The organism is Variovorax sp. P4_B11 (assembly GCF_056402355.1).
In genome coordinates, this window is sequence record NZ_JBFUHO010000091.1 from 1 (window position 1) to 25,575 (window position 25,575).

Genomic DNA, 25,575 nt, shown 5'->3' on the forward strand with positions numbered 1-25,575 from the left:
ATGGAACTCCGTTACACGAGAATGGAACTCCGTTACACGAGAGCCAAGCAGTGATTCGGACCGGAACTGGAGTACCAACATGACTCATTACCAAGTGCAGAAGCGTGTCCTTCGCAACACCGTGCTGAGCGGGCTGGCCCTGCTGACGTTGATGGCGAGCGTCGACCCCGCCTGGGCCATTCTTGGTGTCTGGCGCCGCGCCGCCGTGCGCACCGCGGTGGTATACGGTGCCGCCGAGACTGGGGCGGCCGCGAGCGCCAATGCTTCCACGGAGGCTGCGGCTGCGGCGTCCGCGCAGTCGGCCGCCGCCGCTTCGGAAGCCGCTGCGGCTCGGGCGGCCGCGGCGGCAAATCAGGCAGCCGCCGCAGCGAGCACCAAGACGCCGCAGCAAAAGCTCGCCGAGTTGCAATCGCTCTACGCCCAGAAGCTCATCAGCCAGAGCGACTACGAGGCGGCGAAGCAGAAGATCCTCAGCGGCTTGACGAACTGAGGACGCCATGGCGATTGGATCCAAGCCATGAAACCGATCCGGTGCACAGCCGCGGCCCTGTGTCTGGGCCTCATTGCTGCCTTGCCGATTGCGACCCACGCGGAGACTTCGTCGCCGCGTCCGGTGAAGGCGGTCGGCATCGCCACCGAGGCCTACATCTACGGCTACCCGCTGGTCACCTTCGACATGGCGCGCAAACAGCAGACCAACGTCGCCGAGGCCGATGCCGAGCATGCGCCGATGGGGCAGATGATCCGGATGCGTTCCTATCCCGCAGTGGACAACCACTGCTGCGCCGCGCCCAACGCCGACACGCTGTACACGGAAACATGGCTCGATGTGTCGAAGGATCCGTGGGTTTTCAGCATCCCGGAGATGGGCGACCGCTACTACATGATGCCGATGCTGAGCGGCTGGTCCGAAGTCATCGAGGTCGCAGCCAGCACCACCACCGGCAGCAAGGCCCAGGTCTATGCCATCACCGGGCCGGGCTGGAGCGGCACGCTGCCGGATGGCGTGACGCAGGTGAAGTCGCCGACCGGCATGGTATGGATCCTCGGGCGCATCTACACCAGCGGCACGCCTGAGGACTATGCGGCCGTGCATGCGCTGCAGGACAAGTTCGCTGTCTTTCCGCTGTCCGCCTGGGGCAAGCCGTACACGCCGCCGCAAGGCATGGTCGACCCCGCCTTCGACATGAAGGCCGCGGTGCGCAAGCAGGTCAACGCGCTCGACGCCGAGGCCTATTTCCACCGCCTCGCCGAATTGATGAAGACCAATCCACCGACCGCGCAGGACGCACCGATGGTCGCGAAGATGGCCCGCATCGGCCTCGTTCCCGGCCAGGACTTCGACCCCGGTAAGCTCGGCAAGCTCGATCGCGAGGCGATCAGGATCGTCCCCAAGCTCGCGCTCGTGGACATGGGGCTGATGCTGAAGAGGCAGAAGACGACCAACGGCTGGCTCTACTTCACCAAGGGCGTCGGCAACTTCGGTACCGACTACCGGTTGCGCGGCATGGCCAACCTGCTCGGCCCGGGCTGGAACCGCCCGCAGGACGCCGTCTATCCGCTCTCGCAGAAGGATGCCAAAGGCGATGAGTACAACGGCGCGAAGTACAACTACGTCGTGCGCTTCGAAAAGGGCAAGCTGCCACCCGCCGACGCCTTCTGGTCGCTCACGATGTACGACGGCGACTTCTTCTTCGCGCCGAACGCGATCCAACGTTACGACCTGGCCGAGCGCGACAAGCTGGTCGCCAACGCCGACGGTTCGGTCGACATGTACCTGCAGGCTGAGTCGCCGGGCAAGGACAAGGAGGCGAACTGGCTGCCGGCACCGAAAGGCAAGTTCCAACTCGTGATGCGCATCTATGCGCCGAAGAAGACGCCGCCTTCGATGCTGGACGGCACGTGGACGCCGCCTCCGGTGAAGCGGGTGCAGTAGCACCTTCCTCGCACCTTGCGGAACCCACCATCGCAGGAGTCGCCAAATCTCGCGAGCTGCTTGCCGTTCGGTCAACAAGAAAGGAAGATCCAATGAAATTCCCTGCACGGAAAATGCGGAAACTTGCGACGCTAGCCGCCGTTTCGAGCGCGGTGCTTTTGGCCAGCTGCGCCACCTCCGACCAGAACATGGCCGCTTCGCGCAAGGAGCATCTGGTGGCCGGCAAGCAGTTGCACGTGGCGGATCAGGGCGACAGTTTCGTTTTCTGCGAAGTGGCCTTGATTAACGGTACCAGCAAGGCCAATGCGATCGCCGATTTCTACAACTCAACCGGGTCCGATATATGAACCCCCGAGAAGTTCGCAGCGCTCAACAAGGCGAAGATTCTCGAGCAGACCGGCGCCAAGGACGCGTTCCTCAATCCGTCGCGGCGATGGATGTTCGATCAGCTCGATGTCTACGAGGATGGCGTCGAGCGAACCTTCGGCGGCATCAAGATGACCTGGATGGGCGTGGTGCCGGTCGAGCAACTGGAAAAGGGCGTCACCATGGGCCACTACGTCCCTGGCTACATCTTTCGAGACAACCAGTACACGTTCAAGAAGGGGCGCGAGATCTATCTCCTCGACGCGCCCGACGGCGAGGTCTTTGTGATGCAGTCGTTCACCAACTACAAGCAGCAGAAGGTGACCCTGGCCAACGCCAGGAATCTGGGCAGCGTGCTCACGATGCCGCCGGGCTGGAAGTTCCGCACTGTCGTCCTCGATCGCGACCTGATCGTCAACCAGAAGCGGACCAACGGCATGGCTCACGTCTTCCAGGACGACATGCTTAACGCCTACCAGGGTTCCGATGGCGGCATGGCATTTAACTTCGTTCCGTAGGCTGGCCATTCGGTCGATCACTACGACCACGTAAAGGAAGAACCATGGAAATGAGCAAGAACATCAAGTGGGTGGTCGGCATCGTCGCCGCCCTCATCGTCGTCGCCGCGGCCGTCTTTTACCCCAAGTTGGTCGTGACCTTGCCGCCTGACGGCGCCGACGCGAAACTGAACACGTTCAAGGAAACGTACGGGCACCGCTACACCGAGATGTTCCTCATCGGCGGGAACGCGATCACCAAGAATCTGGAAGCAAATGTCTACAACACCTGGGGTCTGAATGACAGCGACACCACCGGCGACTCGTGTCCCCCGGCGCTGCTGGACAAGATCGACGTCAAGGAGATGGCGCAGAAGTTTCACATGCTTGCCGTGTTCAAGAACGGTCCCCGCATTTGGACTCTGGACTGGATCGAGGTCGAGATGGGCAAGGAACTGGACTTCGGCGGCATGAAAGCGCGCTGGGTGAACTGGCTGGACCTGAAGGGCCTCAGCACGGAACCGGGTGCGGCCGACTACAAGAACATCACCGTTACGCGCCACACGCGTTTCGGCTTCAACAAGGGCACGCGCATATCGGTCCTGGATGACCCGGAGGGCAACCCGTGGGTCATGAAGTCGTTCAGCCTCATCACCTTTCCGGATCAGAAGTTAGATGAGATCGCCACCCTCGGCAGCCGCCTGAAGCTTCCGCCGGGCTGGAAGTTCCGCTCAGTGGTGCTCGAGCAGGACTTGATCCTCACGCCTGAGAAGAACGGCACCGCGCACATCACGCAGGACAACTTCGGCAACACCTACGACCGCACGGGCGGGCCCTACAGCAACTTCAAGCCGTAGCACCATGTTCTCACGAATATTTCCCATCGAGGTTAATTCATGACAAGCTGAGCGTTCGTGAGCTCGTCCGTGGGCAGGTCGAGCGCTTCCACAAGCCGGCTAGCTAACCGTCAGACGATGGCGCTGCCGCCAAGCTCATGGATCGCAGCAGCTCGAACCTTCCTATTCACAACCGCGAGGATGACCTATGACTCCAAGACGCAAGTTCCTGACTACCGCCGCGCTGACCGCTGCGGCGATCCCGCTGGCCGCCATGCCAAGTGCCGCGGGCGCCGCGGACGACAAGGCCCAGCTGATGTTCGTGCAAAGCGCGGAGAGCCTGAAGGCCGACGACAAGACGCTGCGGCTGGTCAACGTGTCGCCGCAGACGATCTACTTTTCAGACCGGCCGGTGCGCATCGCCGGGCATGTGACGATGCCCGCGTATCTGGAGGAATGGACCGCCGCCGCGGGCCCGAACAACTTCAGCAAGGATCCGCCCAACGCCACGCTGTCGGTGTACGAGCCGGGGCAGCGCGACAACACGCTGACCGTGGTCGAGATCAGTCAGCCGGTGATCGAAGGCAAGGACCTGGTGTACCGCTACAAGCTTATTGAGGGCAAGGTGCCCACCACCGGTGGCGCCACCGCACTGTTCATCGACTGGATCGGCCGGGGCGGCGGCGTGGGCGCCGGCTTCCACGGTGCGGGCGCCGGTGGCCGCGGGGTCGGCTTGCGATGAGCAATACAGCGGAGATTCGCGGTGATGCTCGAGAAGCCCTAGACATGGTCGCCACTTCCCGATTGCTCAGGGGCCGTTCGAGCGGGTTGATCGTGGCGCTGGGCCGGGAGGGCAAGCAGGCGGTGGCCATCGACGCCGAACGTTACCCGCACACGCCGGCGATGGATGTCCGGCAAGTGGATCGTTGGGCTGTTGCATCTTTCGTGATTGATACGATTCCGGCCGAGGCGCTCGGCGACGAATGGTGTGCTGCGTCTTGAGGTCTTCCTGCCCATCTGGCTCGGCAGCGATCCGCCGAATCCGGAAATCAAGGCCGGGTTGCGCGGCGGTGCCTGCGCTCGTGTCGTGCGGGTCACGGCAACGCGACGGACTCAGGTTCGCCGAGCATGGACCGTGTTGCTTGCGGTCGCGGCGCTGGGCCCCGGCGCCCTGCCTTGCGCTCGCGCTCAGTCGATGAAGCCTTTGTCCTACACCAATGCGCCCATCGGCCTCAATTTTCTGATCACGGGCTACACGCGCCAATGGGGCAATGTCCTGGTCGACCCATCATTGCCGGTCCAGAACGTCCAAGCCAAGGTCGATGCTGCCTCACTCGCCTACAGCCATGTCATCGATCCAGGGACACGCGATCTACAACTTCAACCCCAGGCTGTGGGCGGGCGCTGGACGGCAGCTACTACACAGGCAGCCGCACGAGCTTGAACGGCAAAGTGGACGACGACCTGCAGAGCAATTCGCGCTGGGGCGCAACGCTTGCGTACTCGCTCGACAGGCAGAACTCGCTCAAGCTCTACTTCAGTTCTGGCGTTTCCGCGCGAACCGGGACCGAGTTCAAGATCGTCGGCGTGGGCTGGCAGTATCGCTGGGGGGCGGGGCTCTGACTCGCCTTCGTGCCGTGGTAGCGGCAGCGTGGTGAAGGTGACTACACCGCAGCTCGCGCACTGGCGACGCCATCATTGCGCCGCTTCCGGCCGCCGCCAGGATGCAGAGTTCCAGTTCCGGGCGAGGCGCGCATCGTTGACGCCGCGCGAGCACGAATTGTTCGACCTTCTGGTAGCCGGCTTGCACGGAGCGGTTTCCGAGCCCACGTAACACCAAGGTCGTATATCGCCGCGTGCCGGTTTGGCGGACAGTCGGCCTGTGATTGCCACGAGACCCTCAATGGGCACCCGCGATCCACTGAGTTCATGAATACGAGCGCACGCAAATTGATCATCGCGGTGCCGGCGATATTCGCCCTGCTGCTGGGCGGCTGCGCCACCCGTCCGATCAACCCACCGGTGACGCAGGTCGATGCGAATGCAGGGTATACGTTTCAGACGCGCCAGAAGCACTTCAAGAGCCAGGAAAACCTGGTCGTTCTTGCCTTCTCGGGCGGCGGCACGCGTGCAGCCGCGTTCTCGTATGGCGTACTGGAATTCCTCCGGCGCACCGAAGTCAGCGCACCGGACGGCCGCAAGGCTCGCCTGATCGACGCCGTCGATGTCATTACCGGTGTTTCGGGCGGCAGCTTCACGGCATTGGCCTATGGGCTCTACGGCGACAGGCTATTCACCGACTACGAACAACGCTTCCTCAAGCGCAACGTGCAGGGCGAACTCGTCTCGCGTGCGCTCAATCCGATCAACTGGGGGAACCTGTGGTCGACGGGCTGGGGCCGTTCGGAATTGGCGGCCGCGTACTACGACGAGATCCTGTTCAACGGCGCGACTTTCGGCGATCTCGACCGCGGCGACGGCCCGTTCATCATCGTGTCGGCCACCGACATCTCGACCGGCACGCGGATGCCCTTCACCCAGTCCGTATGGAACGTGCTGTGCTCGGATCTCGATGCCGTGCCACTGTCCCGCGCCGCCGCGGCATCGTCGGCTGTCCCCGTGGTGCTCTCCCCGGTCACTATCAACAACTACGGCGGAACCTGCAACTACGAGAATCCGGCCTGGGCCAAGGCGTTTATCCAGTCCGCGAATCCGCCGCGGCCCGCAACGCGCGCGATACGCGAGTTGAAGGAAACCGAACCGTACACCGACAGCGTCCATCGGCCGTATATCCATCTCGTGGACGGCGGCGTGTCCGACAACCTGGGGATGCGCGGCGTGCTCGACGCGCTGGAATTCCTAGAAGCCTTGCATGACAAGGGCCTGCCCACTCCGCTCGACCATGTGCGCAGGATCATCGTCCTGGTTGTCAATTCGCTGTCGTCGCCCCCCACCAACTGGGATGAATCGGCGCGGCCGCCCGGCAGTGTGCAGGTCCTGCTGAAGGCCAGCGGTGTTCCGATCGATCATTATTCCTACGAGGCGGTCGAGCTCTTGAAAGATATTTCGGCGCGCTGGGAAACCGCGCGGCGGGTCCGGAAGCTCGCCGGGTGCTCGACCGACAAGGACTCCCCGATCTGCACCGAGATGCGGGTCCCGAAGGCGGAGATCTATGCCATCGATGTGTCGTTTCCCGCGCTGAAGGACAAGGCGGAATTCGATTACCTGAACCAACAGCCGACGTCTTTCGTCCTGCCAGACGAGGCCGTGAATCGGCTGCGGGCCGCGGCGGGGACGATCATCCTCGCGGCGCCCGAGTTTCAGCGGCTGCTGAAGGACGTTGGCGCGACGGTCGTCGCCGATCCAGCCGCTGCCAAGGAAGCCGCGCCCCGCGCCCCTTGAACCATGCCCGAGCGCGCAAATTCTTGATGCGCTTGCAGGATGTGAACGGTGCGGCGAAGGGAACCATTCAAGGCGATGACTTTGCCAAAGTCTTCCTGGCGATCTGGCTTGGCGCCGATCCACCGAATCCGGAGATCAAGACCGGCCTGCTTGCGGGTGCTGGCGGCGCTGCGCCGGCTGCGTGGCACGCCGCTGGACGTCTTCGGACGAACCACCGAACGCAGGACCGAACGGCAGCTCATCGAAGCGTACCGCGCGGCCATCGAGGAAGTGCTGGTGCGGATGGAGCAGGTTGGGCTGGACGCTGTGCGCGACACCGGCGTAGCGCTGATCTCGGCGCCTTTCGCCTCGAACAGTGATCCGTCGGCCATCTTCATGGCTGACGCTTGCCGTCCTGTGCCTGACGTCGGACGGCACTGAGGATTCCGCGGAGGATGTCGATCGGCGTTGGGGGACAGCCGGGTATCGCCACGTCGACAGGTATCACGTTCGCCACCTTGCCGCAGCTGGCATAGCTCTCACCGAAGATGCCGCCGGTGCAGCCGCAATCGCCGACGGCCACCACCAGCTTCGGTTCCGGCGTGGCGTCGTAGGTGCGCCGCAGCGCCTCTTCCATGTTGCGCGACACCGGTCCGGTCACCAGCAGCATGTCGGCATGGCGCGGACTGGCAACGAACCTGATGCCGAGTCCCTCGATGTTGTAGTAGGGATTGTTGAGGGCGTGGATCTCCAGTTCACAGCCGTTGCATGAGCCGGCATCGACCTGGCGGATCGCCAGCGCCTGGCCAAGGATGGCGAGGAGGTCGCGCTGGATGCGATCGACCGCGGCATGTTCGGTCTCGTCAACCCGCGGTGCCGGCTCCGTGACGATGCCCGTGCGGACGATCTGCTTGAGGATGTGCCACATCAGAGGTCGTGCCCCGAGTAACTCAGGTTGAAGGACTTGTTGATCAGCGGAAAGTCCGGAACGATGTTGCCGATGATCGCGTGCTCGAGCACCGGCCAGTTCTGCCAGGACGGATCATGGCAGTGACATCGCGCGATGCGGCCGTCGTCCCCGATCTCCAGCGCGACGAACACCTCGCCCCGCCAGCCTTCGACCCAGCCCGCACCCGGCGATGCCGAAGCCTGAGGCCGCAGCTCGGCGTGAACGGCGCCGTCCGGCAAGCCCGAGCAGATGGCGCGGATGAGCCGCAATGACTCGAATGCCTCGTCGAACCGCACCGCCACGCGCGCCGCGACATCGCCGTCGCGATGCGTCGCTACTGCAACCTTCAGCCGGTCGTAGGGCGGCCACGGGAAGTCGCAACGCAGATCGGCCGTCTGACCGCTGGCGCGCCCCGCCAGGCCCGTGAGGTCCAGTTGTGCGGCCAACTCGGGCGTTACCCGTCCGGTGCCGGTAAAGCGGTCCTGCAGACCCGCATGTTCGTCGTAGACACGCCGCAGCGCGCGCACCTCTCGCTCGATCGCATCGCACTGCCTGCAAAGGCGATCCCTCATCATCGGCGTCGGATCGATCGCCACGCCGCCGGGCATGACGGCGTCCATCATCAGGCGGTGGCCAAAGATCTCCTTGGACAAGCGCAGCCAGTCTTCGCGCAGGCGCGAGAACTGCGCCAGGCCGAAGGCCAGCGCCGCGTCGTTGGCCAGAGCGCCCAGGTCGCCCAGATGATTGGCCACGCGCTCGCGCTCCAGCATCAGCGCACGCAGCCAGGTGGCGCGAACCGGGATCTCGGCGCCCCAGGCCGACTCGAGCGCCATGCTGTAAGCCCAGGCGTAGGCCACCGTCGTGTCGCCTGAGACACGTCCCGCGAGGCGATGGCCCTCCAGCGGCGCCAGTTCCGTGAAGCGGCGCTCGATGCCCTTGTGCGTGTACCCGAGGTGCTGTTCGAGCCTGAGCACCTTCTCGCCCACGACAGAGAAGCGAAAGTGGCCGGGCTCGATGATGCCGGCATGCACGGGTCCGACGGCGATCTCGTGCACCCCGTCACCTTCGACCCGCACGAAGGGGTAGTCGGCAGGAAGCGCGCGCCCTGCGGCCCTCTCGGGCTCTGCGGTCTGCTGCAGGGGCGGTGGTCCGGGCGGCCACACCCCGTGGTCGAGCCAGGGACGCTCGTCGCGGCTGGCCTCGGCTCGGAGGCCCGAAAGATCGGTCATCGCGCGCTGCATGCGACCAGCGCACGGGAATGTCACGGCCAGATCAGGAAACCCTCGCGCTGCGTCGTCCAGCTTCAGTTCGAGCCAGACCAGCCCCTCGGGAACCGCATAGGCCGCACACGCCGCCATGCCGTGGCCGGAGGCGCTGCGATCGACGCCCCAGACCGAAATCAGGCGCCCACTTGTGTTCGCGATGCTGCGTGCTGCGGTGCTCCAGGCGTCCCAACCCACCCGCCCATGCCAAGCGGGCATCGGCGCCGGCAGGCGCCGAAGATCAAGTCCGAGTTCCGGCAGCGCCATTGGATCAGTTCCCCAGCATCGCCGCCGCCTGGACGTACCAGGCATTGAGATAGGGTGGGATGTACAGGCCGAGCATCAGACCCAGCGCCAGATGCATGAACACCGGAACCAGGGCCGGCGGATGCGCCAGGGGCTTGACGTTGGTCTCGCCGAACACCATCGGCTGGACCCGGCTGAAGACGGATGCAAACGCCAAGCCCAAGGCGATCAGAAGGAAGGGGGTCGCCCAGGGCTGTTCGCGCATCGCGGTCGTGACGATCAGGAACTCGCTGGCGAAGACTCCGAACGGGGGCATTCCCAGAATCGCGAGCGATCCAAGCATCAGACCCCAGGCGACCGTCGGACTGACCTTGATGAGCCCGCGGATGTTCTCCATGATCTGGGTGCCCGCCTTCTGCGTGGCATGGCCGACGGCAAAGAAGATCGCGGACTTGATCAGCGAATGCACGGTCATGTGCAGCAGCCCGGCATAGTTGGCGATCGGGCCGCCCATTCCGAAGGCGAAGGTCATCATTCCCATGTGCTCGATCGACGAGTAGGCGAACATGCGCTTCACGTCCTTCTGCCGGATCAGGAAGAACACTGCCGCCACCACCGACAGCAGGCCGAAGCCCATCATCAACCGGCCGGCCAGAGCATTGTGCAGCGCGCCGTCGGTCAGCACCTTGCAGCGCAGGATGGCATAGAGCGCGACGTTCAGCAGCAGGCCCGACAACACGGCCGATACCGGCGTCGGACCCTCGGCATGCGCGTCCGGCAGCCAGTTGTGGACGGGCACCAGGCCGACCTTGGTGCCGTAGCCGATGAACAGGAACGCGAACGCCAGCGTGATGATGTTCGGGTCGAGCCGGTCCTTCACCGCATCGAGGTTGGTCCAGAGCAAGGCACCGCCCTCGGGGCCGATGACCTTCTCGGCCGCCATGTAAAGCAGCACCGTTCCGAACAGCGCCTGGGCGATGCCCACGCCGCACAGGATGAAGTATTTCCAGGCGGCTTCGAGACTGGCCGCGGTGCGATAGACGCTGACCAGCAGCACGGTGGTCAACGTGGCAGCCTCCATCGCGACCCAGATGATGCCCATGTTGTTGGTGGTCAGTGCCAGCAGCATCGTGAAGCTGAACAGCTGGTACATGCTGTGATACAGGCGCAGCCGCGGCGGCGTCATCTTGCCGTGATCGCGCTCCACGCGCATGTAGGGGCGCGAGAAGATGGAAGTGGTCAAGCCAACGAACGCGGTCAGCGTGACGAGAAAGACGTTCAGCGGGTCGATGTAGAACTCGCGGTCCCACACCAGCATGGGGCCGCTCTCGACGATCTGCGCCGTGAGCACGCAGGCGGCGACGAAGGTGCCCAGGCTGAAGGCGACGTTGACGTCGCGCGCGTTGTCGCGATGGCCCACCAGCGCCAGCACCATCCCGCCGGCCAGCGGCGTTGCGAGGAGGAAGGCCAATGCAAGCATCTCAGTCTTCCTTCAGCTTCTCGAGATGGCGAATGTCCAGGCTGTCGAACTGTTCGCGAATCTGGAACATGAATACGCCCAGGATCAGTACGCCGATCAGCACGTCCAGCGCGATGCCGAACTCGACCACCATCGGCATGCCATAGGTGGCCGATGTGGCGGCAAAGAACAGGCCGTTTTCCATGGAGAGGAAGCCGATGACTTGCGGAACCGCCTTGGCTCGCGTGATCATCATCAGGAACGACAGCAGCACACAGGCCAACGCGATGCCCAGCGTGCCGCTGGCCAGCGCCGAGGACAGCTGGGAGATGGGAATCGCCAGATTGAACGCGAAGATCACGACGGCGATGCCGATCAGCATCGTCGTCGGGATGTTGATCAGCGTCTCGACGTCCCAGCGGATACCGAGACGGTCGATGACCCGGTGCAGCAGGTACGGGATCAGCAGCACCTTGAGGACCAGGGTCAGCCCGGCCGACACGTACAGGTGGTGCTGGCTGGTGGCATAGCCGACCAAGGCGGTCGCGAGCGCCAGCGCTGCACCCTGCATCGTGAACAGGTGAATCAGCGTGAAGATGCGCCGCTGCGAGATCATCGCGAAGGCGAGCATCAGCAACACCGCGCCGAGCAGGTTGACGAATTGGGTCAGGATGGCGCTGCTCATGTCACTGGCTCAGCAGCAGTTGCACCAGCATGCCGATCACCGCCAGCAGGAAGGCGGTGGCCAGGAACTCGGGCACGCGGAAGATGCGCATCTTGGCGCTGGCAGTCTCCAGCGTGGCCAGCAGAAAGCCGCCCACGGCCAGCTTGATCATCAACACGGGCAACGCCAGCAGCATCTCCAGCGGGGCTTGGGCTTCGGCCACGCCCCAGGGGAAGAACAGGGCCAGGCCGATGCACGAATAAGCGAACAGCTTCAGGCTGGCCGCCCATTCGATCAGTGCCAGGTGACGGCCCGAGTACTCGAGGATGAGCGCCTCGTGGATCATGGTCAGTTCGAGGTGCGTGGCCGGGTTGTCGACCGGGACGCGCGCGTTCTCGGCCAGCGACACCATCGTGAATGACACCCCGGCAAAGGCCAGGCCGGGATAGATGGCCAGTTCGCGGTGCGCGAGCGTCTCGACGATCGTGGTGAGGGAGGTGGACTTGGAGATCAGCGAGGCCGAGAACAGCACCATCAGCAGCGCCGGTTCGGCAAGGAAGCCGACCAGCATCTCGCGCCGCGCACCCATGGTGCCGAACGCGGTGCCGACGTCCATGGCGGCCAGCGAGATGAACACCCGCGCCAGCGCGAACAGACCGACCAGGGCGATCGCATCCGCCGCCGGTGCCAACGGCAGATCGGTCGACAGCATGGGGATGATGGCGCAGGCCAGCACCATGCAGCCGAAAATCACATAGGGCGCGACGCGGAACAGCCGCGATGCGTGGTGGGCGACCATCGACTCCTTGTTGAACAGCTTGTGCAGCATCCGGTAGGGCTGCCAGAGGCTGGGCGCGGACTTGTTCTGGAGCCAGGCGCGCCACATGTTGACCCAGCCGGTCAGCAGCGGCGCCAGGCCGATCGCGATGACGATCTCCAGCAACTGCGACACGAAGCCGGTGAAGTTCATGGCGACCTCATCGCATCACCACCAGCAACGTGGCCACCAGCGTCAGGAAGCTGTACAGCAGGTACACCGAGATTCGCCCTTGCTGCATCAGGCCGACCAGTCGCGCGAGGTACGCCGCCAGGTCGACGATGGGCACATAGAGCCAGCGCCAGAAGTGATCCTCGACCGTCACGCGGTAGTGGGGCTCGGCGTCGAAGGGCGTGGGTAGATCGCGCCGCATCAGGAAGAAGGGTTCGAAGATCTGACGGATGGGCTGGCCGAAGCCTTCGGCTGTGTCCTGCATGCGCGCGGTGCCCCACGGGAAGCCACACGCCCAGGGCGGGCCGCGACGCACGCGGCCGTGGTAGAGCCTGCGAACAAGCAGGTAGGCGAGTGCAAAGCTTCCCAGGATGCCGAGCAGGAAGATCACGGGGCCATAGCTGGCCTGCTCGAGGCTGTTGGGCGCCAACAGCCAGCCGTTGGCTGCGACCTTGGCGCCGAGGCCCGACGCGACAAGCTGCCGAGTCACGGGGTCGATCAACTGAATGAACTGTGTTGGCAGCAGCCCGAGCGCGGTGCAGCCAAGCGCCAGCCACACCATCCCCACACGCTCCCAGCGACCGGCATCGCGGGCGTGGGCGAGCTTGTCCTCGCGCGGCTGCCCAAGGAAGATGACGCCGAAGAACTTGACCATCGTGTAGCCGGCCAGCGCGGCCACCAGGGCGATGAGCGCGGCGACCACCGGAATCAGCATGGTCAGCAACGCCTGCGGCAACCCCGGTGTGAAGAGGAAGCTCTGCAGCAGCAACCATTCCGACACGAAGCCGCCCAGCGGCGGCAAGCCGGCGCTGGTCAGCGCGCCCAGGAGCATGAGCCAGGCAACCCAGGGCATGGTCCGGATCAGGCCTCCCAGCTTGCCGAGGTTTCGCTCGGAAGTGGCATGCAGCACGCTGCCGGTGCCGAGGAAAAGCAGGCTCTTGAAGAAAGCGTGGCTCGCGACATGATAGAGGGCCGCTGTCAACGCGAGTGCGGCCATCGGCTTCATGCCATAGGCCGAGAAAATCAATGCCAGGCCCATGCCGACGAACAGCAGGCCCATGTTCTCGATCGACGAATAGGCCAGCAGCCGCTTCATATCGGTCTGCACCGCCGCGAAGACCACGCCGAACAGCGCTGTCGCCAGACCGACCGCGAGCAGCAGCCCGCCCCACCACCACATGCGGGTGTGCAGCAAATCGAAAGATACGCGCAACAGGCCGTAGATGGCCGTGTTGAGCATGACCCCGCTCATCATGGCCGACACCGGGGACGGCGCGGCGGGGTGGGCCTCGGGCAGCCAGACATGCAGCGGCAGGACGCCTGCCTTGGCGCCGAACCCGAAGACGGCGAGCAGGAAGCCGGCCGAGGCCCAGAACGGCGACAGGGCCTGGGCGCGCATGTTGGCAAAGGTGTAGTCGCCGGTATCGGCTTGCAGCACACCGAAGCACAGCAGGACGGCGATCGCGCCGATTCTCGCCATCGTGATGTAGAGATAGCCGGCGCTGCGCACCTCAGCCATGCGGTGGTTCGCGGTCACCAGGAAGAACGATGACAGTGCCATCGTCTCCCACATCACCATGAACGAATACGCATCGTCGGCGAGGATCACCCCTACCATGCTGACCAGGAAAACGTGGTATTCGAGGCACAGGAGGCCGGGTGGCGTGCCTTCGCCCTTGCGGAAGTACCCAGCCGCAAATGCGGAAATTCCGGCTGAAGCGCCACCCACCACCATCAGGAAATAGGCCGACAGGCTGTCCAGGCGGAGATGGAACGGCAATGCCGGGAGACCGATGGGCAGCACGGCAAGCTCGGGCGTGCCAAACAGCGCATCCAGGGCCAGACCGAAGAGCGCCAACCCAAGTAGCGCCCCGATGGGGAAGAGCGCCTGGGAGACCAGGCGGAATCGATGAAGGGCGAAGATCCCGGCGGTTCCCACGAACAACCAGCCCATCGCCACAACAAGAATCCAGTCGAGATGGATCCATTCTGCGATGGGGGGAAGGCTGCTCATGACGCAGGCGGCCCTGGGGTGCGCAGCGCGCTGCTTGGTGGCCGAAGAGAAGCCTCTGGCGAGCCAGACTCCGTTCGAGGGGCCGGTATGTCAGAGGAGGAGGTGCGCTCCCTCGCGGTCGCGTCGCGCGCCATGTCTTGGACACCGTGCCGCGCGAGGTAGTCACGGATCAGCTGCCGCACGACCTGCGATGCCGTCCGATCCTGCAGCGCACAAAGTCGCTCGAAGGCTTCCTTCTTGTTGGGATCAATGAGCAGCGTCAGCCGTGCAGTTTTGAATTCCATGGATCCTCAGCATGGCAATGCGATAAGTACCCGCAGCACATGGTACATGAATGCCATGCAAATCACGAAGCCTTGGCCTCGTTGGTCCTTCAGTGCGGAAGCGACCAGCGCAAACCCGCGAGCCACTGGCTGGCGGCAGCAGGGTCCAGGGCTTTCGGCCTGCGAATCGGGCAGGGTTGGATTTCTTGATTCTTGATCGAGCAACCCGGGTGTCAGCGCTTGGCCATTTGCACCAGTGAGGCTCGAATGCGGTCGGTGTCCATGTCGGTGATCACCACGCGCGGAGTCAGGACTATCGGCTGATTGATTTGGAGATTGGGCAGCACGAGCAGGCAATGCGTCCCGTCATTGTTCGGGGCAATCATCCTGTGGTGTGCCAGCACCCCTTGACGTACGACGTCCGTCGAGGCGATGTTCGTGAGCAAAGTGACCACCACCGTTCGATCCAGTCCGAGGTCCAGCGTCGCGACGTCGTCTCCCCTCTGCGAAGTCGAGTCAATTTGGCCTCCAGCCAGATCAACGTCGTTCTTCAGAATCTGTCTGATGATCTCCAGCAAGCAATCGGGCATGAGCGTTTCGGGGAATGGGTCGGCGGGCTCGGTGGCCCGAATGAGCCCGGCCAGGTCCAACAGGTTGGCATCGCTCCCGTCGTACCGCACGCACCGCAGCCGCCACTCGGGGTGTTGCTGACAGGCAGCATCGACCTCGCGTGGATCGCTAGCGGCATAGCACGCCGCGTCCAGCCAGGTCATGGTTTCTTCGAAGGTGTCGATCGACGCCAGGGCGTCGGGAAACTGCCGTGCGTAGCACTTCGGATCCCGCACACCGCGGCGCGTGCGCATGAGCGGCGATGCGAGGTGGACGTAGTCACCCTCGCGCCAAAGCGCCGCGCAAACTTGGGCCTTCCCCCCGGGCGGCAGGAATTGCACGAGCTTCAGATTGTGGCGGGGCCGCGACCGGCGAGGCGGCGCGGGCATGTTCAATGGCTGCTGGGGCATGGCGACGCTTCAAAACCTTCGAGCGACGTGGATTGGCTGTCGTCTCGGCGTTCACGGTCGGCTCCAACCACCGTCGGTGCGAGAACGGCAACAAGAGTCGGACGATCGAACTCCACGGGTTCAAGCCTCCGCAAGACGAGTAGGGGACGCGATTTCTCGACGCCGGAACAGCAAATGTAATGCGTTTACAGTGTAATTGCAATGATAATATGATTATCATATTTTGACGAGTGGCAAAGCGATGCGTCAGTCCCTCGCGGCAGACTGAGGGGGCGAGAGCTTCCAGAGCATCTGGCGAGACAGAGTCGAACGGATGCGGGTATCTCAGCTCTTGATGCCAAGCAGGTCAAGCACCCCGCACACGAAAGTGAGCGGGTGGGGCGGGCATCCGGGTACGTAAAGAGTCGGCTTGAATCGGTCGAGGAAACTCCGCTCCAAGGCTGACGAACCCTCGAAGGGACTGCCCGATATTGCGCAGGCCCCGACCGCGATCACGAGCTTGGGATCGGGCATGCCATTCCAGCACATCTGAAGGGCCTCAGCCATGTTGCGTGTGATCGGCCCGGTCAACACCAGGCCGTCCGCATGTCGGGGGGATGCCACGATGTCGATGCCATAGCGCCCGATGTCGAAGTTGACATTGGTGAGGGCATTGACCTCGAGTTCGCAGCCGTTGCAGCCACCGGCCGAGACCGATCTCAGCTTCAGCGAGCGACCGAAGCGCTTGCGCAGTGCTTCGGACACCCTGACGGGATCGGGTGCCGGCCGCGAGGCGTCGATGATCAGCTCGTCACGGTTGGTAGAGGCAAGCTTGAAATCGTTCGTGAACGAGAGCTTGCTGCTCGGGCACACAGGAGCGCAGTCGCCGCACATCACGCAGCGCCCCAGATCGATCCGCACCGGATCGAGCGTGATCGCCTCCGCCGGACAAGCGGCCAGGCAGGTGCCGCACCCCGTCTCGCAGGGGGCGGCGCCGATGACGGGCTTGCCGCGAAAACCCACGGGATTCGCTTGGCGAGGATCCTTGATGTATTGGGTTCCTTGCGAGGCCCTGACCCTGATCGACTGGAGCACCGATGTTCCTAGAGATCGTTCCCGCAATAGGAAAGATCAAAGCTCTTGTTGCAGATGGGAAAGTCCGAGATCTCGTTGTCGCGCAAGGCCAGCGCGAGGCCGAACCAGTTCAACAGCGACGGATCCTGGACCTTGTAGTGAACGAGGCGCCCGTCGGCGCCTGTTTCCAGCGCTTGGACCACGGGTCCGCGGAAGCCTTCGCGCACCGAGACGCACAGCGTGCCAGGCGAAAGCGGTCCTACCGGCACGGGCGGCGCGGCCATCAGGTCGAGCCCCGGCGCTTCGAGCGCCTGTGTCGCCCAGCGGACGGACTCGTCGATCTCGCGCATGCGAAGCTTCAGCCGTGCCCAGCAGTCACCCGTCTCCTCGGTTTGAAGCCTGACGGGATGGCTGGTGTACAGCCGCCCGGGCAGGCTGACGCGCATGTCAGCGGCAACGCCGCTGGCGCGTGCCGCCAAGCCAACGAGCCCGATGTCTTGCGCCGCGCCCTTGCCGACGACGCCTACCCCCTGGAAGCGGGAGCGGACGCTGCGCGCGCTGAGCATCAGGTCGTTGACCTCGGCGATGTCCTTCGCGAAGGCTCCGAGGGTGGCGAGCAAGTCCCGTCGCAGCGCATCGTCGATGCCGAACCGCACACCGCCCGGACGCAACCAGCCCCGGCCGAAGCGGCTGCCGCTGGCGCGCATGGACGCGTTGATGACCGCCGTGCGCAAGCGCCCATACGTGGCACCGCCCTGCAGGAACGCAATGTCGGTGGCAAGCCCCGTGAGGCCTGCCAGATGCATGGCGACGCGCTCCAGTTCCAGCGCGATGCCGCGCACGATGTCGGACGCCATGCTCACCTGAACGCCAGCCAACGCTTCCACCGCGGCACAGTAGCCCCATGCATAGGCAATGCTGCTGTCGCCAGCGATGGACTCGACCAACGAGGTGAGTGCGAGCGGCGGGCGGCGCAGCAGGAGTGCCTCGACGCCGCGATGCTGGTAGCCGAGCTGGATTTCCAGGTGATGTACTTTCTCTCCGTGGCACATGAAGCGGAAATGTCCCGGTTCGATCACGCTCGCGTGGATCGGGCCGACCCCAACTTCGTGAACCTCCTGCCCGCGCACCTTGAAAAAAGGATACTCGGTCATGCGCTGCTGGCGAGGCCCTTCGTAGCGCACCGGCTTGAGCCAGGGATGTCCCACGGGCGTGAGTCCGGTCTGTTCCCACAGCTCCCGTTCGAACATCTGGACGGCGGGATGCCGCAGAGTGAGCGACGGGAATGACTCATGGTTCGTTGCGCGGCCGCGCACGATGTCGAGTCGCCCTCCATCGCCCTGCAGAATTGCCGTGACCACCACCGCATCGCTCGCGGCGGGGCGGCCGAACAGCGCGATCATGCGTTTGCCGCCGTCGAGGGCCTGTGCGCAGCAGTCCGCCCATGCGACCAAGCCGAGCGGTGCAATCTCTCGGGTCAGCACCATGGCGACCGGCTTCGCGGGTCCCATCATTGCCCGCCAATCGATTGCGCCACTTGCAGCAGCAGCTGGCTGATCGGGGCCGGTGTGTAGACACCGAGCAGGATGAGGACAAGGACGAATCCAAGCTTGGGCATGGCAGTCACCCAGCTCTCCTTGATCGACGCACCTTGGCGGTCCGACGGTCCCCACAGCATCGGAAAAATCGAGCGGCCCGTCGCGACGAAGATGATCGTCAGCATCGTGCACATCATCGTGAATGCGATCAGGTTGCCCGACTGCACGATGCCCGACAAGATCAGCATCTCCGCCATGAAGCTGCCGAAGGGAGGGAAGCCCAGCAAGGCGAAGGTGCCCACGGCGAACAGCAATCCAGAGAACGGAAGCACCCGCATCACGCCGCTCAGTGCTTTGACTTCGTTGGTGCCGTAAACGGCCCGCAGCCGGCCTGCAGTGAGGAACAGCAGCGCCTTGACGAAGGCGTTGCTGACAACGTAGAGCAGTACGCCATATGCCGCCGCCTTGCCCACGGACAGCCCGATCGCGATCACGCCGGAGGAACTGACGCACGCATAGGCGATCAACCGCTTGTAGCTGCGCGCGGCCATGACTTGAATCGCTGCCACCGTCAGCGACAGGCAGCCCATGATCAGCAGCTGATAGGCCACAAAGCCGGTGTCCTGGACCCGAAACACCTGCAGGATGCGGAAGACCGCGACCACGCTGATGTTGAACTGCACGGCCGCCAGCAGAGCGCTCGTGCTGGTCGGCGCTGCTTCGTAGGTCTCCGGCATCCAGCTGTACAGTGGTGCGAGGCCGAGCTTGCTGCCCAGCCCGAACAGCATCAGCGCCAGCCCGAGATGCTGCCAGGTGTCGCCAATGGTCGGCACGGCCGCCGCCATTTCGCCGAGCGCGAAATTGATCTCCACGCCCTGCAGATAGGCTGAGCGCGTCAGGCACATGATGCCCAGGAAGGTCAGCGCCAGCGACATGCTCGAATACAGCAGATAGCGCCAGGCGACGCGATGCGGCGCCTTCGCGCTGCCCTGCGCGACCAGGGGTGCCGCGCACAAGGTGGTCAGCTCGATGAATGCCCACAACAGCAGCAGGTTGTTGGCCATCACCCCCAGGTTCATGGCGACCATGAACGCGAACGTCAGTGACGCCCTGGACAGTATGCGATGGGTCAGCGCTGCCGAGGTCCCCACGCGCGAGGCGATATAGACGCTGATGCCCAGGAAGACGCTGTTGATCACCAGCAGGAACAACAGCGAGGTCGCATCGAGCACGAAATAGCGCTGCGCGAAATAGAGCGGCAATTCGGTCAGCGGCGTGAGCACGAAGACGGTGACCCACAGCGCCAGGCTGGCCAGTGCCACCGCGACCAGCGCCGGGCCGATCCAGCGATGACGTGCGCCCGAGTGCGAGCCTGCCGCAATGGGCTCCGCCCGGTTCATCGGTGCGCTCTGCGCAACGGGCGCGGACTCGCCGAGCGTGAGCGCGCCGGCCTCGCGACTGACGGGCGGCGGGCTCATTGGAATACCTTCGCGCAGCAGCGCTTCGGTATCGCCTTCGGAGCGGCCGTGCGGCTGATGGGAGTACCTTCGCGCAGCAGCGCTTCGGTATTCGCCTTCGGAGCGGCCGTGCGGCTGATGGGAGTACCTTCGCGCAGCAGCGCTTCGGTATTCGCCTTCGGAGCGGCCGTGCGGCTCATGGGATTTCCTTCGCCACGTGCGACTTGCCATTCGCTTCGCTCGGCTCGCGTGCGCCGACCAGCCAGCCGCCCACCCCGGCCGTGAGCAGGTAAATGGAACTCAGGGCGGCGTGCACCGGCAGTGGCCAGGGTTCGGGGAGCAGGGACTCAAACAACGCCAGCGTGTTTTCCATGAAGAGCACGGCCACCAACTGGGCCGGGGGCGAGTTGTTGGTCGACAGCACCAACAAGGCCACGGCCACTGTCGCGCCGACGACGCCCAGCGTCAGGGCCTGTCGGTCGGACATCGCGGGCGCGCCGAATTCGAACGCCAGGACGATGAGGGCGATGGCGATCGCCCAGGTGAAGAGGTTCGACGGCATCAGGTCGAGATTCGGCTCGGCGCGCAGGCGGATGGCTCGGCGCAGCAGTTGCGGCGCGATGACGCCGCGCACGACGAGGACCTCGAACAGGGCCACGAGCGCATGGACCGGCACCTCCGCGTGATGCGCGATCGCGTTCCAGCCCAGGGCCAACGCCTGTATGGAGAGCCAGACCGGCGCGGACCGGATTTTTCCGAAGAACACCGGGATGACGGCTGCAACCAGGAAGATGATCAGCGGCAGCGTCATCAGGACCTCCCCAACCAGCCGGCGCCGCCCAGGCACAGGGCCGCCACGGCCGATGCCAGCATCAGATAGCGCGGCACCAGGTTCATGCGCAGCCGCGCGACGAGCGACTCGACGCAGCCCACCGCCACGGCGACGCCGGCCATGATGAACAACGAGGTGAACCCACAGGCCAGCGGCGCGCGCAGAGGGTCGAAGGGGTTGAGCAGGGCCGCGATCAAACCCGCGTAGATGGTCATCTTCAGTGCCGCCGCGTATTGCATCGCAGCCAGTTCCGGGCCGCTGTGATCGAGGATCATCACCTCGTGGACCATCGTCAGCTCGAGGTGTGTCAGCGGGTCGTCCACGGGCACCCGTGAAGCTTCGGCCTGCAGCAGGATGAAAAGAACCACGACAGCGGGCACCACGATCCAGCGGAACGACTCGGTTTGGTGGAGATGGCCGATCAGGCCGGCGAAGCTGGTGTGGCCGGTGGCCACGCTGGCAGCCCCGATGAGCAGGAACAGCGCGGGTTCGACGAAGGCGGTGAACGATGCCTCGCGGGCGGCGCCCATGCCCTCGAAGGCGCTGCCGACGTCCAGGGCAGACAACATGAGAAAGATGCGGGCCAGCGCGAACGAGTAGGCAAAGAAGATGAAGTCGTGCCTGAACTCGAGCAGTGCATTGCTGCCGAGATTCGGCGCGATCATCGCGGCGAGCAGGGTCGCCGCGAGGACCACCCAGGCGCCGGCGCGGAACAACGGCGTGGCGACGACGCTGAAGACGGGCCGCTTGCGCAGCAGGCGCAGAAGATCCCAGCCCAGCTGCATCAGAGGCGGCCCCTTGCGCCCGGCCCACAGCGCCTTGGTCCGGTTCACGAGGCCGACCATCAGCACCGGCATCCCGAGCGCGACGACCACCTGGGCGACTCCGATCAGTGGCTTCATCGCAGCGGACCGCTCGCCAGCACCAACACCCCGGCGATCGCGACGATGCCGATCAGGGCTGCCGCAAAGGCGACGCGCGGATCGTCTTCGCGCAGCCTCCGTGACAAGTCGGCGGCTGAAGCATCTCCATGGCCGATGACGGAGAACAGTCGCCGCTCCACCGCATCCACGCAGTCGGTGACGAGGTAGCCTTCTGTTGGAAAGTAGCCCGTTGGCGCTTTCTGTCGCCGCAGCATGACCATCACGCCTCGAAAACGGGCGCTGAAGTCAGTCGAGAAGCTCGAGCCGGTGTACTGCATGCGGGGGCTCGGTGCACCATAGCCGCAGCCCCAAGTGACGTGGCTCGCAGCAGCCTGGGACGTCGCCCTCGATCGCAGCCAGATCAGCGCTTCGATCGACAGGACGAGCACAGCCGAGACCATGCCAATCCACGTCAGCATGTCGGCGATCGGCTGCAGGACGTTGACGGTCGGCTTGAGCAGTGACCCCAGTGCGATGACGGTGGGGCCTTGCACCAGCTTGAAGCCCAGCACCGGCATGACCCCGAGCACGATGACGCCCACCGCATGCACGCCCATGGGCACCAGCATCCAGCGACTCACCTCTGTGGGCGGCGTCACGCTGCTGTCTCGCGGCGCGCCAAGAAAGACCACGCCGAATGCGCGCGTGATGCTCAACGCGGAAACTGCGCCCACGAAGGCCAGCAGTGCGCCCGTCGCAGACAGCGCCACCTTGGCCCAGACGCCGATGGGGGCATCCGTGAAAAGCCCCGAATAGATGACGAACTCGCTGGTGAAGCCGTTGAGCGGCGGGAGCGCCGCGATCGCGACGCCGCCAAGGATGAAGCTCAATGACGTCCAGGGCATCAACCGCGACAGCCCTCCCAGCTTCTCCATGTCGACGGTATGCGTCGCCTGGTAGACCGCGCCGGCGGCGTAGAACAGTTGGCACTTGAAGAACGCATGGTTCAGCACATGCAACAACCCACCGGCGAATCCGATCGCTACCAGGGACGCGTTGCCCCAGCTCAGCCCCAGGCAGCCGACGCCGAAGCCGATACCGGCGATCCCGACGTTTTCCGTCGACGAGTAGCCCAGCAGGCGCTTCAGGTCGCGCTGGCCCACCGTGTACAGGGCGCCGACCACCGCCGACAGGGCGGAGAATCCGATCAGGAACCAGCCCATCCATTCGTCAGGCTTGCCGATCAGAAAAACGAAGCGCACCAGCGCGTAGAGCCCGGCCTTGTGGATGACACCCGACATCAACGCCGAGACATGCGCCGGCGCCGCTGCATGGGCCCGTGGCAGCCAGGAATGAAATGGAAAGAACGCGGATTTGAGGCCGAAACTCGTCACCAGGAGCATGAAGACGACATTGCGTTCCGAGCCCGCGTTGTTGCGCAGCCAGTGTCCGAAGCCACTGAGGTCCCACGAACCCGAGTGGGTGTACAGGATCATGAACGCCGCGACCAGGAAGATCAGGCCGATGTGCGTGGACACCAGGTAGTTGAACCCGGCGAAGCGGACTTTCTGGTTCGTGTAGTCCCAGATAACGAGAAGCCATGCGGCGAGGGCGGCGGATTCCCAGCCCAGCAGGAAGACGAGAGCGTGGTCGGCGGTGTAGACGAGCACGAACGACAAGGACGTCAGGTTCAGCAGTGCGTAGTGCACCCCCAGATGCCGCTTCGATCCGAAGTACGGTCGCAGGTAGCCCACCGCGTAGATGCTGCCCAGCAAGGTCATCGGGAKCGACCAGGCCAGGAAGAAGGCTCCAAGCGAGTCCAATCGCACCCGCAGGGTGCCCACCGGATAGGCCCACGCCAGTTCGCCGACCACGGTCGCTCCACCGGACAGAACAGGGGCCACGGCGGTCCAGACCAATGCCGTTGCGAGCACTTGCGAAAGCACGCCAATGCCCGCGTGCATGGCGCTGCGCACGGGCAGGAGGCAGGCTGCGGCACCCAGCAGCAAGACGAGCACGGCTGCGCTGAGAACCGTCATTGGCGTCCTGAGGCCGCGGGCGCCGCGAAGCCGGGCACCTCGATGCCGCCCTGGTCATGGTCGCCGACGCGCATAGGCGACGCGGATCGCCGTGCCGCGTGCCATACGCAGGAGTCATCGAAGCAATGCAAGTGAAGGGCTCCAGGATCCCGACCAGGCAGGATCGGAAAGGCCCGCCTTGGTGTGCAATCTAGGTTGCTCTGAATGATACTATTATTATCATTGAACTGACATGTGGGAGATCCGATGGAACTCAAGACAGCGCGCCTGACGGTGCTGGTCGATCCGGCGAAGAAAAGAGCCTTTGAGGCGTTGTGTGCCCGCCAGGACGTCACCCCGTCACAGGTCGTACGACGTCTGATTCGCGACTATCTGACTCACCACGGCGAGACCTTCGTCCCGAGCGGTCTGGAGCGGGAGGAGGAAGCGGCCGCGACACCCTGAACGGCGACGACGACTGCGCTGATGCATTCGAGACCGAACGACGTTGACGACGACCAACTCGCCGAGTTGGCCCGGGAGTGGCGCGCGCGTGCGGCACGTGGCGAGCAGCTTGCATTTGGTGTTGCGCAGGCGTTTGAGGCGGAGCAGCGCCGACGCGAGCGTATCCAAGAAAGTCAGGTGCAGCCGCTCGCATCTCCCGCGCAACGGAAAGAAGCCGTGTCGCGATCGTGGTGGAAGTTTTGGTGAGGCAGCGCATTTCTGCCCTCAAGAACCACACACGCTTGGCAAATCCTGCTGAGCGTTGCTCCAGTCCAGCTTGCCTTGTATGTTTGTTAAATTAACATACAATTATCATATTTGGAGTCATCATGGAGCTTAAGACTGCCCGCCTTACGGTCCTGATTGATCCGGCTAAGAAACAGGCCTTCGAAACACTTTGTGCACAACAGGACGTGACACCGTCTCAAGTGGTGCGCCGCCTGATTCGTGACTATTTGGCCCATCATGGAGTGAGCTTCGTGCCGAGCGGGGTCCGCACTGACAGCACGAAGGCCCGCGAACGCTGACTCAAGGGCCCAGAAGCAAGCGTGCGGTCGCTGTGCAGGGGATCTCAGACCTTCGACAGGATTCCCATCGCCTTGTTGGCGTCGCCCAGCGAGTCGACCGCGATGTAGGCTACGAACTGTGTGCCGATCACGGACGCCGAGAAGCCGCGAAGATTGATTTCCCCGGCAGCAAGCTTTTGCGTCAACTCCGCGGCGATGCCCGGGCGGTCCGGACCCATGATCCGAACCGAGTGAAGGCTTTGTGTCACGTTGAAGCCCGCCTGTGCCGCCGCACGGATTTCACGGTCGTTCTGCAGCGGCGTGACGTAGACGACCCCCGTCGCTGGCTTGTCCGGCGTCCGCCTTGCAATGACGAATTGCAGGTCGGCCCCCGCTTCGCATAGCGTATCCAGCACCTCGGCAAGGCCGCCGGGGCGGTCCTGGATGGTCGCTGCCCATACATCTGTAGGTTCCACGAGAAGATTCATGATTGATCCTCTATTTTCGCTGCCGAGGTGCGGGCTGCCCAATCACTTTAGGAGCCGGTCTCTCGACCGCCTTGCGCTGGATCAAGGCAAGGCCGATGCGGCCTAGGATGATCGAAGTCCATCGTCGAGAGGGACCCAATGAACGACCTGCATCCCGATCCCGTGCGCCGGCAGCGCCCCCACCCGGCCCGGTTCCCGGCCGCCTGCCTGCTGGTCGCGGCAAGCGTGTTCGGCCCCGTGGCCGGTGCCCAGACACGCGGCGAACTTCTGTACACGACGCACTGCATCGCCTGCCACACGACGCAGGTGCATTGGCGTGACCGCAGGTTGGCGACCGACTGGAACAGCCTGCAGGCGCAGGTGGCACGCTGGCAGGCCGCGGGCGCGCTGAACTGGAGCGAAGAGGACATCGTTGCCGTCACGCGCCACCTCAACG

General features: G+C 64.3%; 30 protein-coding genes and 1 pseudogene. 15 read left to right on the forward strand and 16 right to left on the reverse strand.

Going from position 1 to position 25,575, the window contains the following annotated elements; genetic code table 11:
- The first annotated feature begins 79 nt into the window (after positions 1-79).
- The 12 genes and pseudogenes from AC1DYD_RS38135 (at position 80) to AC1DYD_RS38190 (ending at position 7,457) form a co-directional block, all read left to right on the forward strand.
- Positions 80-490, forward strand: coding sequence for an SHOCT domain-containing protein (locus AC1DYD_RS38135; RefSeq protein WP_478177925.1), 411 nt, complete (start codon positions 80-82; stop codon positions 488-490).
- A gap of 27 nt (positions 491-517) precedes the next feature.
- On the forward strand, positions 518-1,936 hold the full coding sequence (locus tag AC1DYD_RS38140; protein WP_478177926.1) for a DUF1254 domain-containing protein: 1,419 nt from the start codon (positions 518-520) through the stop codon (positions 1,934-1,936).
- A gap of 92 nt (positions 1,937-2,028) precedes the next feature.
- Complete coding sequence (locus AC1DYD_RS38145; RefSeq protein WP_478177927.1) at positions 2,029-2,283, forward strand: hypothetical protein; 255 nt, start codon at positions 2,029-2,031, stop codon at positions 2,281-2,283.
- Between the two features lie 90 nt (positions 2,284-2,373).
- Complete coding sequence (locus AC1DYD_RS38150) at positions 2,374-2,820, forward strand: hypothetical protein (RefSeq protein ID WP_478177928.1); 447 nt, start codon at positions 2,374-2,376, stop codon at positions 2,818-2,820.
- 50 nt (positions 2,821-2,870) lie between these two features.
- Positions 2,871-3,656 carry a hypothetical protein gene (locus AC1DYD_RS38155; RefSeq protein WP_478177929.1) on the forward strand — a complete coding sequence of 262 codons (786 nt, stop codon included), beginning with the start codon at positions 2,871-2,873 and terminating at the stop codon, positions 3,654-3,656.
- Between the two features lie 187 nt (positions 3,657-3,843).
- A complete protein-coding gene (locus AC1DYD_RS38160; RefSeq protein WP_478177930.1) occupies positions 3,844-4,377 on the forward strand; it encodes a hypothetical protein in 534 nt (177 codons plus the stop codon).
- Positions 4,378-4,421: 44 nt separating this feature from the next.
- Complete coding sequence (locus tag AC1DYD_RS38165; protein WP_478177954.1) at positions 4,422-4,637, forward strand: hypothetical protein; 216 nt, start codon at positions 4,422-4,424, stop codon at positions 4,635-4,637.
- Complete coding sequence (locus AC1DYD_RS38170) at positions 4,624-5,079, forward strand: hypothetical protein (RefSeq protein WP_478177931.1); 456 nt, start codon at positions 4,624-4,626, stop codon at positions 5,077-5,079. The genes AC1DYD_RS38165 and AC1DYD_RS38170 overlap by 14 nt, the downstream gene beginning before the upstream one ends.
- The gene (locus AC1DYD_RS38175) at positions 5,076-5,258 is read left to right on the forward strand and encodes a hypothetical protein (RefSeq protein ID WP_478177932.1); all 183 of its coding nucleotides are present in this window, start codon (positions 5,076-5,078) and stop codon (positions 5,256-5,258) included. The genes AC1DYD_RS38170 and AC1DYD_RS38175 overlap by 4 nt, the downstream gene beginning before the upstream one ends.
- Before the next feature lie 306 nt (positions 5,259-5,564).
- Complete coding sequence (locus AC1DYD_RS38180) at positions 5,565-7,037, forward strand: patatin-like phospholipase family protein (protein WP_478177933.1); 1,473 nt, start codon at positions 5,565-5,567, stop codon at positions 7,035-7,037.
- 26 nt (positions 7,038-7,063) lie between these two features.
- A pseudogene (locus AC1DYD_RS38185) lies at positions 7,064-7,138 on the forward strand (hypothetical protein); the annotation flags it as partial.
- On the forward strand, positions 7,113-7,457 hold the full coding sequence (locus tag AC1DYD_RS38190) for a DUF6537 domain-containing protein (protein ID WP_478177934.1): 345 nt from the start codon (positions 7,113-7,115) through the stop codon (positions 7,455-7,457). The pseudogene AC1DYD_RS38185 and the gene AC1DYD_RS38190, both read left to right, overlap by 26 nt.
- On the opposite strand, the gene AC1DYD_RS38195 is transcribed toward AC1DYD_RS38190, so the two are convergent.
- The 15 genes from AC1DYD_RS38195 to AC1DYD_RS38265 all read right to left on the reverse strand — a co-directional run bounded on the left by AC1DYD_RS38195 (position 7,411) and on the right by AC1DYD_RS38265 (position 23,404).
- The gene (locus tag AC1DYD_RS38195) at positions 7,411-7,944 is read right to left on the reverse strand and encodes an NADH-quinone oxidoreductase subunit B family protein (RefSeq protein WP_478177935.1); all 534 of its coding nucleotides are present in this window, start codon (positions 7,942-7,944) and stop codon (positions 7,411-7,413) included. The two genes, AC1DYD_RS38190 and AC1DYD_RS38195, sit on opposite strands and share 47 nt — an antisense overlap.
- On the reverse strand, positions 7,944-9,494 hold the full coding sequence (locus AC1DYD_RS38200) for a hydrogenase large subunit (protein ID WP_478177936.1): 1,551 nt from the start codon (positions 9,492-9,494) through the stop codon (positions 7,944-7,946). Before AC1DYD_RS38200 ends, AC1DYD_RS38195 begins: the two co-directional genes overlap by 1 nt.
- Before the next feature lie 4 nt (positions 9,495-9,498).
- Complete coding sequence (locus tag AC1DYD_RS38205) at positions 9,499-10,953, reverse strand: hydrogenase 4 subunit F (RefSeq protein ID WP_478177937.1); 1,455 nt, start codon at positions 10,951-10,953, stop codon at positions 9,499-9,501.
- 1 nt (position 10,954) lies between these two features.
- On the reverse strand, positions 10,955-11,617 hold the full coding sequence (locus tag AC1DYD_RS38210) for a formate hydrogenlyase (protein WP_478177938.1): 663 nt from the start codon (positions 11,615-11,617) through the stop codon (positions 10,955-10,957).
- A gap of 1 nt (position 11,618) precedes the next feature.
- Complete coding sequence (locus AC1DYD_RS38215; protein WP_478177939.1) at positions 11,619-12,566, reverse strand: respiratory chain complex I subunit 1 family protein; 948 nt, start codon at positions 12,564-12,566, stop codon at positions 11,619-11,621.
- 7 nt (positions 12,567-12,573) lie between these two features.
- On the reverse strand, positions 12,574-14,598 hold the full coding sequence (gene hyfB, locus AC1DYD_RS38220) for a hydrogenase 4 subunit B (protein WP_478177940.1): 2,025 nt from the start codon (positions 14,596-14,598) through the stop codon (positions 12,574-12,576).
- Positions 14,595-14,882: a ribbon-helix-helix protein, CopG family gene (locus tag AC1DYD_RS38225; RefSeq protein ID WP_478177941.1), complete on the reverse strand. Its 288-nt coding sequence runs from the start codon at positions 14,880-14,882 to the stop codon at positions 14,595-14,597. The genes hyfB and AC1DYD_RS38225 overlap by 4 nt, the downstream gene beginning before the upstream one ends.
- 212 nt (positions 14,883-15,094) lie before the next feature.
- A complete protein-coding gene (locus tag AC1DYD_RS38230) occupies positions 15,095-15,880 on the reverse strand; it encodes a hypothetical protein (RefSeq protein WP_478177942.1) in 786 nt (261 codons plus the stop codon).
- 324 nt (positions 15,881-16,204) lie between these two features.
- Positions 16,205-16,954 carry an NADH-quinone oxidoreductase subunit B family protein gene (locus AC1DYD_RS38235; protein WP_478177943.1) on the reverse strand — a complete coding sequence of 250 codons (750 nt, stop codon included), beginning with the start codon at positions 16,952-16,954 and terminating at the stop codon, positions 16,205-16,207.
- A gap of 8 nt (positions 16,955-16,962) precedes the next feature.
- Complete coding sequence (locus AC1DYD_RS38240; RefSeq protein ID WP_478177944.1) at positions 16,963-18,420, reverse strand: hydrogenase large subunit; 1,458 nt, start codon at positions 18,418-18,420, stop codon at positions 16,963-16,965.
- A 23-nt stretch (positions 18,421-18,443) separates the two neighbouring features.
- Complete coding sequence (locus AC1DYD_RS38245) at positions 18,444-19,949, reverse strand: complex I subunit 5 family protein (protein ID WP_478177945.1); 1,506 nt, start codon at positions 19,947-19,949, stop codon at positions 18,444-18,446.
- Positions 19,946-20,128, reverse strand: a complete 183-nt coding sequence (locus AC1DYD_RS38250; RefSeq protein WP_478177946.1) for a hypothetical protein — start codon at positions 20,126-20,128, stop codon at positions 19,946-19,948. Before AC1DYD_RS38250 ends, AC1DYD_RS38245 begins: the two co-directional genes overlap by 4 nt.
- Complete coding sequence (locus AC1DYD_RS38255; protein ID WP_478177947.1) at positions 20,125-20,739, reverse strand: hypothetical protein; 615 nt, start codon at positions 20,737-20,739, stop codon at positions 20,125-20,127. The genes AC1DYD_RS38250 and AC1DYD_RS38255 overlap by 4 nt, the downstream gene beginning before the upstream one ends.
- Positions 20,739-21,662 carry a respiratory chain complex I subunit 1 family protein gene (locus AC1DYD_RS38260; protein ID WP_478177948.1) on the reverse strand — a complete coding sequence of 308 codons (924 nt, stop codon included), beginning with the start codon at positions 21,660-21,662 and terminating at the stop codon, positions 20,739-20,741. The genes AC1DYD_RS38255 and AC1DYD_RS38260 overlap by 1 nt, the downstream gene beginning before the upstream one ends.
- The gene (locus tag AC1DYD_RS38265; RefSeq protein WP_478177949.1) at positions 21,659-23,404 is read right to left on the reverse strand and encodes a proton-conducting transporter transmembrane domain-containing protein; all 1,746 of its coding nucleotides are present in this window, start codon (positions 23,402-23,404) and stop codon (positions 21,659-21,661) included. Before AC1DYD_RS38265 ends, AC1DYD_RS38260 begins: the two co-directional genes overlap by 4 nt.
- 504 nt (positions 23,405-23,908) lie before the next feature.
- Here AC1DYD_RS38265 and AC1DYD_RS38270 point away from each other — a divergent pair.
- On the forward strand, positions 23,909-24,106 hold the full coding sequence (locus AC1DYD_RS38270) for a CopG family transcriptional regulator (protein WP_478177950.1): 198 nt from the start codon (positions 23,909-23,911) through the stop codon (positions 24,104-24,106).
- A 368-nt stretch (positions 24,107-24,474) separates the two neighbouring features.
- A complete protein-coding gene (locus AC1DYD_RS38275) occupies positions 24,475-24,672 on the forward strand; it encodes a CopG family transcriptional regulator (protein ID WP_478177951.1) in 198 nt (65 codons plus the stop codon).
- Between the two features lie 44 nt (positions 24,673-24,716).
- Here the strand turns inward: AC1DYD_RS38275 and AC1DYD_RS38280 are convergent, their stop codons facing one another.
- Positions 24,717-25,139, reverse strand: coding sequence for an ACT domain-containing protein (locus AC1DYD_RS38280; RefSeq protein ID WP_478177952.1), 423 nt, complete (start codon positions 25,137-25,139; stop codon positions 24,717-24,719).
- A gap of 138 nt (positions 25,140-25,277) precedes the next feature.
- On the opposite strand from AC1DYD_RS38280, the gene AC1DYD_RS38285 reads away from it, so the two are divergent.
- Positions 25,278-25,575: hypothetical protein (locus AC1DYD_RS38285; RefSeq protein ID WP_478177953.1), on the forward strand; the 298-nt coding region annotated here is incomplete at its 3' end.